Origin of the sequence: Clostridium sp. 7_2_43FAA (genome assembly GCF_000158375.2) — a bacterium.
Classification (GTDB): Bacteria; Bacillota; Clostridia; order Clostridiales; family Clostridiaceae; genus Clostridium; species Clostridium tertium.
The window spans coordinates 10,647-16,753 of sequence record NZ_JH815223.1 but is presented as its reverse complement, the minus strand read 5'-3'; the positions used below and the strand labels follow the sequence as shown (position 1 = coordinate 16,753).

The 6,107-nt window shown below is 28.6% G+C and carries 3 protein-coding genes and 1 rRNA gene; all 4 read right to left on the bottom strand.

Annotated elements, in window-relative coordinates; translation table 11 throughout:
- Nucleotides 1–606: 606 nt before the first annotated feature.
- The 4 genes from glgD to rrf all read right to left on the bottom strand — a co-directional run bounded on the left by glgD (nucleotide 607) and on the right by rrf (nucleotide 5,972).
- Nucleotides 607–1,695, bottom strand: a complete 1,089-nt coding sequence (gene glgD / locus CSBG_RS16405) for a glucose-1-phosphate adenylyltransferase subunit GlgD (protein WP_008681313.1) — start codon at nucleotides 1,693–1,695, stop codon at nucleotides 607–609.
- A 16-nt stretch (nucleotides 1,696–1,711) separates the two neighbouring features.
- The gene (locus tag CSBG_RS16400; RefSeq protein ID WP_008681311.1) at nucleotides 1,712–2,872 is read right to left on the bottom strand and encodes a glucose-1-phosphate adenylyltransferase; all 1,161 of its coding nucleotides are present in this window, start codon (nucleotides 2,870–2,872) and stop codon (nucleotides 1,712–1,714) included.
- 179 nt (nucleotides 2,873–3,051) lie between these two features.
- Complete coding sequence (locus tag CSBG_RS16395) at nucleotides 3,052–5,487, bottom strand: glycogen/starch/alpha-glucan phosphorylase (RefSeq protein ID WP_008681308.1); 2,436 nt, start codon at nucleotides 5,485–5,487, stop codon at nucleotides 3,052–3,054.
- 368 nt (nucleotides 5,488–5,855) lie between these two features.
- Nucleotides 5,856–5,972, bottom strand: a 5S ribosomal RNA gene (gene rrf, locus CSBG_RS16390).
- Nucleotides 5,973–6,107: the final 135 nt, after the last annotated feature.

Genomic DNA, 6,107 nt, shown 5'->3' with positions numbered 1-6,107 from the left:
CCCACGTGTTACTCACCCGTCCGCCGCTAGATTTGTTCCCGAAGGAACTCCTCTCGCTCGACTTGCATGTGTTAGGCACGCCGCCAGCGTTCGTCCTGAGCCAGGATCAAACTCTCAATAAAAAGTTTAATCTTTGCTCAAATTACTTTGAGTCTTAATGTTAAGACGTCTAAAAGAATTGCTGGTTTGTTTACTTAACTTATTTTCTGTTCAATTTTCAAAGACCATTTTCTTCATCGCCCTCAAGCGACTTTCTTATCTTACTATCTTTCGATTTGTTTGTCAACATCTTTTTTTGACTTTCAAATCTTTTTTGTAAGACCTCTTGTCCCTTAGGACATAAAGTATGATATCATGCTTTCTTTTAATAAATTACACCTTAATTTATTAAATATGCTAATTATACTTATAAATCATCTAAATATCTTTATTTTACTTATATTATCTTATATTGATACGTGTGGATTAGTTGTTATTTAAATTATATCTTATTACTACAAAACATTATTTTCTTGTATGTAAAAGGTGCTTAATATCTTATAAAAGAATATAAAATATTAAGCACCTTTTATTATCTTTTTCTATTATTTTATATTATATTATTAACTATATTATAGTTGGATAATCGCTAGAGCCGTTTATCACATTATTTTCTACTACTATATTTCCAGAATTCAATATAGCATTATTTATTATTGTATTATTTTGTACTATACAGTTTTCCATCACTATACTATTTTTAACTATAGCGCCTTTTGCTATTTTTACTTTTCTTCCAATTATACAATTTTCTACTTTACCTTCTATATATGATCCATTTGCTATTATAGAATTATTTACTTTACTTTCCTTTGAATAATATGTTGGAGACTCATCCTTTTGCTTTGTATATATAGGATTATTCTCGTAGAATAATTCTCTATTTATTTTTACATTCAATATTTCCTTATTTGTATTAAAATATGATTCCAGCGAATTTATACAAGATAGATATCCTTTAAATTCAAAGATTCCTACATTTAAATTTTCCAAGTTATCTACTATATATTCTTTTACTTTCTTATATAGTCCAGTAGTTATACTCCCCCTTATTATATCTATAAATAAACTTGTTTTCATTATATACATTTCCATATTTACATTAGTACTTCCTCTTCCTTCTAAAATAGTCTTTATACTTTTTACTTTTCCATTATCATCTATTATTATTTCTTCACACTTTATAAATTTATTACTAGAATTATCTTCATTCTTATATATTACCGTAATATCATCCCCTGAAGTTTTATGTTTTTCTAATGCTTCTCTATAATTGATATTACATATCATATATGATGGAGATATAATTATATATTCTTTTCTACTATATTTTATAAATTCAATATTCTCTATAAAACTATGGATATCATCATATACTGGATCATATTCACTGTAATTGAATACTTTTAAAGCATCATGCTTCCTATGAAGATCCCACGGTCTTCCATTGCTTAAGTGCTTCATAAGAGAATAGGACTTTCTTTTTGTAAATATCCCGATACACTCTACCCCTGAATTAGTCAAATTTGATAGAATAAAATCTATTATTCTATATCTTCCCGCTATAGGCATTGCAGATATTGTATTAGAACCTATTAATTCTTTTAAATAATCTTCCTTTTCGTCTAAGTTTATTATTCCTATACAATCCTTCATTTAATTTCCCCCTAATTTATAATGCTTCAGCAGGCTCTAATGTTGTACCATTTTTAAGTTCTTCTTTAGATGCTATAACTGCTATTTTTTTACCATCCCCAATTTTGCAGCCACTTCTTATTATTGCATTACTTCCGACTATAGCCTTATTTATTACTACATTATCTTCAATCTTAGTATCTGACATTATTACTGAATCTCTGATTATTGAATTTCTCCCAATGCTTACCCCTTGAAATATTACTGAGTGTTCTACATCTCCCTCAACTATACACCCTTCTACTACAAGAGATTCATTAACATTTGAGTTACTTCCTATATACTGAGCTGGTCTTGCTATGTTCTCTGAATATATCTTCCATTCATTATCATATAAACTTAATTTATTATCTGTATTTAATAAATCCATATTAGCTTCCCATAAGCTTCTTATAGTTCCAACATCCTTCCAATATCCTTCAAAAGGATAAGCTACTAATTTCATTTTATTATTTAACATATTTGGAATAATATCTTTACCAAAATCATTACTAGAGTCTATATTATTTTCATCTTCAATTAAAAACCTTTTTAAGATACTCCAATTAAAAATGTATATTCCCATAGATGCCTTTGTACTTTTAGGATTTTGAGGCTTTTCTTCAAATTCATATATTGATAAATCATCTCTTGTATTCATAATTCCAAATCTACTAGCCTCTTCTATAGGTATATCTATTACGGCTATTGTAGCATCAGCTTTTTTTTGCTTATGAAATTCTAACATTTTATCATAATTCATTTTATAAATATGATCACCTGACAATATTAATATATACTCTGGATTATATCTATCTACATATTCAATATTTTGATAAATGGCATTTGCTGTTCCTTTATACCATTTGCCTCCCTTTTCCTCTTGATATGGTGGCAATACTCTTACTCCACCATCTCTCCTATCTAGATCCCAAGGCGATCCTATACCTATGTGTGTATTTAATTCTAATGGCTTGTACTGTGTTAATACTCCCACCGTATATATACCTGAATTAGAACAATTGCTTAATGGGAAATCAATAATTCTGTACTTTCCACCAAAAGGTACTGCCGGCTTTGCTAATCTTTTTGTTAATACTCCTAAACGTGACCCTTGTCCTCCAGCTAGAATCATTGCTACAATTTCTTTCTTACCCATCTATCCTACTCTCCTTACCTTTGCTTATATATAAATAATTATTAAAATCTCCAAGTATCTATAATCTATTACACAAAGTATCTCTTAGAATATACATATGAGTAAACTATTAATTATATGTTGAGTAATATTATATTTATTAAAAAACACCTAATTGATTTTTAGGTGTTTTAATAATCTTATAAATTTTTATATAATACTCCAGATCCCCAGATTCCTGTTGCATATTCTTTTATTGTTCTATCAGATGAAAAAATTCCAGAATGGGCTATATTTACTCCACACATTCTTTGCCAATTATACTTATTGCTATATAATTCATTTACCTTTATTTGAGCTTTTATATAGCTATCAAAATCTTTTAAAACAAAGAACTCATCATTATATTTTAATAAGCTATCATATATTGTTCTAAACTTATCCTTATCATAAGAATAGGTTCCATCAATTAAATTATCTATAACTCTTTTTATTCTATTATCATTATCATATATATCCCATGCTGAATATCCACCATTTTTATAATAATCTAAAACTTCATTTGCAGTTAACCCAAATATAACTATATTATCATCTTTAACTTCATCTCTTATTTCTATATTAGCTCCATCTAATGTAGCTATCGTAACTGCTCCATTCATCATAAACTTCATATTAGATGTTCCAGAGGCTTCCTTTGTAGTTGTTGATATTTGCTCACTTAAATCAGCTGCTGGAATTATTTTTTCTGCTAAAGATACTCTATAATTCTCCATCATAACAACCTTTATTTTATCATTAACTCTAGGATCATTATTTACTTTATTAGCTATTGATGTTATAAGTTCTATTGTATTTTTAGCTAAAAGATATCCTGGTGCTGCTTTTCCAGCAAAGATAAATGTTCTTGGATTTATATCCATATTGGGATTTTCTATTAATTTATTATATAAATCCATAATTCTTAAGCAATTTAAAGTTTGTCTCTTATAAGCATGAATTCTTTTTACTTGAACATCAAATATAGAATCATGATTTACCTTTATACCTGTTGAATTATAAATCTCATTAGATAACTTAATTTTATTATTTAACTTTATACTACTAAGCTTATTTAATACATTATTGTCATTTAGATACTTTTCAAAATTAAGCAAATCCATTGGATGTCTAATAAAACTCTCTCCTAGAGTTTCCTTAAGAAGATTGGTTAGTTCTGGATTGCTCTTCAATAGCCATCTTCTATGAGTTATTCCATTAGTTTTATTATTAAATTTATTTGGATAGAAATAATAAAAATCTGACATTTCCTTTTTCTTAAGTATTTCTGTGTGAAGTTTAGCAACTCCATTTACACTATGGCTTCCTACTATAGCTAGATTAGCCATTCTAACAAAATTATCTCCAATTATAGCCATTCTAGAAATCTTATCCCACTGTGCTGTATATTTATTCCACAATTCCTTACAATATCTCTCGTTTATTTCTTCAACTATCATATATATTCTAGGTAATATCTCCTTGAACATATTTATGGGCCATTTCTCTAATGCTTCTGCAAGTATAGTATGATTTGTATATGAAATTGTATTTTGGGTAATTCGCCATGCTTCTTCCCATGACAATTGTTCTTCGTCCATTAATATTCTCATAAGCTCCGGTATAGCTAACGTTGGATGAGTATCATTTATATGAATTGCCACCTTTTCATCTATTTCATGTATATTATTATTATACTTTTTATAATGTCTTATAATGCTTTGTAAGCCAGCAGATACAAAAAAGTATTGTTGCTTTAATCTTAACATTTTCCCTTCGTAAAATGAGTCTTCTGGATATAAAACTAATGATATTGATTCAACAGAATTTTTATATTCAATTGCCTTTAAAAATTCACCCCTACTAAATGATGAAAAATCGAATTCATTGTTTACAGGCTCTGCAGACCATAACCTTAAAGTATTAACTATTTCATTTTTATATCCAACTATTGGGGTATCATAAGGAACTGCTAGTACTGGTTCATAATTAACGTGAATAAATGTCAGTCTTCCATTCACAGTTTTAACTTTTACTTCTCCACCAAACTTTACTATCTCAGATTTATCTCTTTTAGGTATTTCCCATACATTGCCTGACCTTAACCAATTATCAGGAACTTCTACTTGCTTTCCATCTATTATTTTTTGCTCGAAAAATCCATATTTATATCTTATTCCACACCCGTGTCCTGGTATATTTAAAGATGCCATAGAATCTAAAAAACAAGCTGCTAGTCTACCTAGACCACCATTACCCAGACCTTGATCCTGTTCTAAATTTTCAAGCTCATCTAAATCTATATTTAAATCAGCAAGCGCTTCTCTACAAGTTTCTCTTATACCTAAATTCATTAAAGCATCCCCTAATAATCTTCCAAGTAGAAACTCCATTGAAAAATAATATACTTGCTTCTCTCCTGTTTCCTTGTACTTATTGTTAGTATTAAGCCATTCTTCTGCAACATAATCTCTAACCAAGCTTCCCAATGCTTCATACTGTTGTTTCTTAGTTCCGTCCTCTAAATCCTTTCCGTTTACTTCAAGAAACTTTTTTCTATAATCCCTTTTTAAGAAATTCTTATCTACATCTAGCATAAATTCTCCTCCCATTAAAGCAATATTACTTATTCATTCCGCCTATAAGTAAATTGTATGCCTCAAATGATACCCTTAATACTCTCATAGCACTTCTTATATAAATTAAAAAGTTTAAATTTATGAAATTTATTGAATAATATTCTTATCAAAAACTATCCTTATATAAGTACTATGATAGGAAGATTGAGTAAATTATTATATTAGAAACTTTTGATATTATATTATGCTACAATTTATCCACATCTTTTTTTATTTTATAAACAATTTTTATTAAAAATTTATTATATCTGTTTATAAATAATAAAATTCAAAGGAAATTTATATAAAAAAAAGACTTAAGAATAAATTCTTAAGTCTTTTTAACAACCTGGCAACGTTCTACTCTCCCACACAGTCGCCCATGCAGTACCATCGACGCTGTAGAGCTTAACTTTCCTGTTCGGAATGGAAAGGAGTGTTTCCTCTACGCCATCATCACCAGATTTACTTTTCAGAGTGTTCTCTGAAAATTGCACATGAATTAGTTTCAAGCCTATTTTTATTGGTCAAGCCCTCGACCTATTAGTATCAGTCAGCTAAATATGTTACCACACTTACACCTCCGACCTATCAACCTT